Consider the following 4,357-nt stretch of genomic DNA (forward strand, 5'->3'; position numbering starts at 1 on the left):
ACCGCGGCGCCCGCGCCGGCCGGCGCTCCGACGCCCGTCGCGAATCCGGCGGCAGCGCCCGCGCCGGCCGGAGCGGATGCGACGCCCGCCCGTCCCGCCCCGCAACTCGAGCTTGGGCTGGATAGCACGCCCCGCACCGCGCCTGGAGCTGACAAGGTCAAGGCATGAGCGAACAACAGGAAACCTTCATCGCCCACCTGATCGAGCTGCGCGACCGCCTGATCCGCGCGCTGCTCGCGATCGTGATCGTCTTCGTCTGCCTGATGCCGTGGGCGGGCGCGATCTACGACATCCTCGCCAAGCCGATGATGGACACGCTGCCTGCGGGTACCAACATGATCGCCACCGGCGTGGTGACGCCCTTCTTCGTCCCGGTCAAGGTGACGATGATGGTCGCCTTCGTGTTCGCGCTGCCCTGGGTGCTCTACCAGGCCTGGGCCTTCATCGCGCCCGGGCTGTACGCGCACGAGAAGCGCCTCGCCCTGCCGCTGGTGCTCGGCAGCACGCTGCTTTTCCTGCTCGGCATGGCCTTCTGCTATTTCTTCGTGTTCGGCACGGTGTTCAAGTTCATCGCCGAATTCGCTCCCAAGAGCATCGTCCCGGCGCCGGACATCGAGCAGTACCTGTCCTTCGTGATGTCGATGTTCATCGCCTTCGGCATCACCTTCGAGGTGCCGGTGGCGGTGATCCTGATGGTCAAGGCCGGCATCGTCGATGTCGCCAAGCTGCGCGAGTCGCGCCCTTACGTGATCGTCGGCGCCTTTGTGGTCGCCGCCATCGTCACCCCGCCGGATGTGGTCTCGCAGTTCATGCTGGCCGTGCCGATGTGCCTGCTCTACGAGCTTGGCATCGTGCTCGCGGGCATGCTGTCCAGGCCTTCCCCTCAGCAGGAGGCCGCCGGCGAGACGGTACAGCAGCTCGCCGGGCCGGCTGCTGCGGATGGCGAGGGCGAGCCCCGCTGAGTGCCGCGGGCCGCGTCGGTCGGTGCCTCAGCGCGCGGCGGGCGGGATCGGGCGGCGGCCCACTTCCACCTCGAGGTCGAGCGCCTCGGCGCCGCGCCGCACCCTGAACACCGCACGCTTGCCGGGTGAGAGCGCCGCGACCATGTCGAGCATCGCGCGCGGGTCGCGCACGCTCTCGCCGTCGAGCGCGACCAGGACGTCGCCCGGACGCACGCCCGCCCGATCTGCCGGGCTGCCGCGCAGTACGCCGGCGATGAGCGCGCCGCCGGCGTCGCGATAGCCGAACGAGGCGGCCAGTTCGGGTGTGAGGTCCTGGATCTCCACGCCCACCCAGCCGCGCACGACCTCGCCGGTGGCGACGATCTGCTCGAGCACGTCGCGCGCGATCGAGACCGGGATTGCGAAGCCGATGCCGAGCGAACCGCCCGAGCGCGAGTAGATCGCCGTGTTGATGCCGACCAGGCTGCCCGCGCTGTCGACCAGCGCGCCACCCGAGTTGCCCGGGTTGATCGCGGCGTCGGTCTGGATGTAGTTCTCGAAGGTGTTGATGCCGAGCTGGCTGCGACCGAGCGCCGAGACGATGCCCATGGTGACCGTCTGGCCGACGCCGAAGGGGTTGCCGATCGCCAGCACCACGTCGCCCACCGCGAGGCTGTCGGCGGCCGGGAAGGTGATCGCCGGAAGCGCCTCGGCGCCGTCGATGCGCAGCACCGCGAGGTCGGTCTCGGGGTCGCGCCCGACCAGGCGGGCGGCGAACTTGCGGCCGTCGTTGAGCGCGACCTCGATCGCGTCGGCGGTCTCGATGACGTGGTTGTTGGTGAGTACGTAGCCGTCGGGGCTGACGATGACGCCCGAGCCGAGGCCGGATTCGCTCGGTGCGCTGTCCGGGCGCTCCCCGAAGAAGTGGCGGAACAGCGGGTCGTCGAGCAGCGGGTGGCGCTGGCCGCGACCGCCCTTGCTGGTGAAGATGTGCACTACCGCCGGCATCGAACGCTGTGCAGCCGGGGCGTAGGAGCCTGCCGCCGGCGAACGCTCGCTGCCCGCAGGTGCCTCGAGGATCGCCACCACCGCCGCGGGCGTGGCCTTGCGCAGCCATTCCGGCTTGAGGGTGTTGAGCACGAACAGCACGGCGACGCTGACGGTCACCGCCTGCGCGAAGATGAGCCACAAGCGGCGCATAATGTCGGGCTTCAAAGAAGAGGGGGTCGCGCCCGGCCGGCCGGAGCGTTCTCCGGTCGAGGAGCCACGCGCGAAGCAAGGATGAAGGAGGACGCATGCAGCTCACCGAACTCGGGGGTCATCTCGACACCCTGCTCGACGCTTCACGGCTGAAGGATTATTGCCCAAACGGCCTGCAAGTGGAAGGACGCGCGGAGGTCCGGCGCGTGCTGTGCGGAGTGACTGCCAGCCAGGCCCTGCTCGACCTTGCAGCAACGGGGGCGTATGACGCCGTCTTCGTTCACCATGGCCTGTTCTGGAAGGGCGACGACGGTCGCGTGACCGGCTTCCGGCGTCGGCGCCTGCATACCCTGCTCGCCAACGACATCAGCCTGTTCGCCTACCATCTGCCGCTCGACGTGCATCCGGAGCTCGGCAACAACGCGCAACTCGCGCGCCTGATGGGCTGGCAGGGGACGGCGCGCTTCGCCGACCAGGAGCTGGGCTGGATCGGCCGGCCGGCGCGGGAGGGCGAGCGTGCTGACGAGATCGCGCGCGCGCTTGCCCTGCGGCTCGGGCGCGAGCCGCTGCTGGTCGGTGACGGCGAGCGTCCGGTGCGCCGGATCGCCTGGTGCACCGGCGGTGCGCAGGGCTTTTTCGAGCAGGCGATCCTGGCCGGGGCCGAGCTCTACGTGTCGGGCGAGATCTCCGAGCCCACGGTCCATCTGGCGCGCGAGTCGGGTGTGCCCTACATCGCCGCCGGCCACCACGCCACCGAGCGCTACGGCGCACGCGCCATGGCGCACTACCTGAACGAGGTGCTCGGGCTGGAGGCGAGCTTCGTCGACCTCGATAACCCGGTCTAGCGCCGGGGGGGCTCGTCCGCGGCCGGCGGGCAGGGGCCCAAGTCTTCCTCGAGGATGGCGGTGAGGGTGAGGATCTCGTCGATCACCGAGAACGGGAAGCCGGCGCGGGTGCCGTTGCGGTTGTCGCGCAGCAGCTGCTGCAGGTGGCGCTGGCAGGCGGCGGTGCGCCATGTCTTCTGCAGGGCCTCGCAGATGTGCGGCAGGTCCTCCAGGCTCATCTTCGACGCCCGCAGCGCGTCGTAGCTCTGCCAGTTGACCGTGGTGACGTTGAAGGTCTTGTTGAGCTCCCCGGCGATCGCGTTGAACTCGTCGCGCAGGCCCGCTGCCCGGTAGACCTCGAGCAGCTTGAGCCAGGGCGAGACCGCTTCGCGCGGATTGCCGCGGATGAACTCGGCGAGCGTCTCGGCTGCGCCGCGGACGCGGCCGAAGCTCATCATGATGTCGGCGAGCTCGACCGCGGACTTGTGCTCCTGGATGGTCTCGGTTGCCGTCCCCGCCGGCCACTCGAGGCGAGTGTCGACGGTGCCGACGCCGAAGCCTAAGCCGGTCTCTTCGGCCCGCGCGCGGCCCTTGCGGGACTCCGCGCTGCCGAGCGTTGTTGCGGTGGCGGTGTCCGTCGGCCGACTGGACGGCGCTGCCGGCGTCGGACGCCGCGAGCGGCGCAACAGCGCGACGAGGGCCAAGGCGGCAAACCCGAGTCCGCCGAACAGGTAGGCGTCGCGGCCCCAGGCGTTCTCGGCCGCGAGCGCAGGGCGCTTTTCGGCGGGGGTGACCGGCTCGGTCCGCGGCGGAGGCGAGGCGGGGACTGCGACGGCCGGGGCGGTTGCGACGGCGGGGACGGCCTGCATCCTGAGCAGGCGCTCCTTCAGCCCGGCCTGGATTTCCTCGAGCTCCTTGATGCGGGCGAGCAGCTCCATCTCGGCGATGATGCTGCGGTCGATCGCCGCGGCAAGCGCGCGCTCGCGCTCCGCGTGATTGCGCGGGGGGGCGTCGCCATGCGCCGCCGTGGTCCCGCCCGTGCTCCGCGTGGCGACGGTCTTGTCCACGACGAGCCGGTCGGGTCCCTGGGCGACAACCGGTGCCGGTGCCGCTTCGGACTGCGGCGCGGCGGGGCGCAGGTCGGGCAGGCGCAGCGCCGTGCCTGCGGGCAGGACGCGGGTGAGTGCGGCGGCGTCGGCGAACAGCTTCGGGTTTGCCGCGGCGGTCGCCTCGATGAAGCGCGCCTGCGCGGCGGGGTCGTCCGGGTACAGCGACGACGCCAGGGTGACGAGCGATTCGTCGCCGCTCGTGCCGAGGGTGCGCGCGCGTGGTTTCGGCGCCGCCTTCGCCTGCGCGGGCGGTGCCGTGCGCGGTGTCCGCGCGGGCGCGCGG

At 71.1% G+C, this 4,357-nt stretch carries 4 protein-coding genes; 2 read left to right on the forward strand and 2 right to left on the reverse strand.

The window, feature by feature from the left end; genetic code table 11:
• The first annotated feature begins 164 nt into the window (after positions 1-164).
• The gene (tatC, locus tag C665_RS18605) at positions 165-962 is read left to right on the forward strand and encodes a twin-arginine translocase subunit TatC (RefSeq protein ID WP_004326515.1); all 798 of its coding nucleotides are present in this window, start codon (positions 165-167) and stop codon (positions 960-962) included.
• 27 nt (positions 963-989) lie between these two features.
• Here the strand turns inward: tatC and C665_RS18610 are convergent, their stop codons facing one another.
• Positions 990-2,141, reverse strand: coding sequence for a trypsin-like peptidase domain-containing protein (locus C665_RS18610; protein ID WP_004326517.1), 1,152 nt, complete (start codon positions 2,139-2,141; stop codon positions 990-992).
• A 95-nt stretch (positions 2,142-2,236) separates the two neighbouring features.
• On the opposite strand from C665_RS18610, the gene C665_RS18615 reads away from it, so the two are divergent.
• Positions 2,237-2,986, forward strand: a complete 750-nt coding sequence (locus C665_RS18615; protein ID WP_004326518.1) for a Nif3-like dinuclear metal center hexameric protein — start codon at positions 2,237-2,239, stop codon at positions 2,984-2,986.
• On the opposite strand, the gene C665_RS18620 is transcribed toward C665_RS18615, so the two are convergent.
• Positions 2,983-4,357, reverse strand: a 1,375-nt coding sequence (locus C665_RS18620) for a type IV pilus assembly protein FimV (protein ID WP_004326520.1), incomplete at its 5' end; no start/stop codon positions are given. The two genes, C665_RS18615 and C665_RS18620, sit on opposite strands and share 4 nt — an antisense overlap.

The sequence above is a fragment of the Thauera aminoaromatica S2 genome, from assembly GCF_000310185.1.
In the GTDB taxonomy this organism is placed as follows: Bacteria; Pseudomonadota; Gammaproteobacteria; order Burkholderiales; family Rhodocyclaceae; genus Thauera; species Thauera aminoaromatica.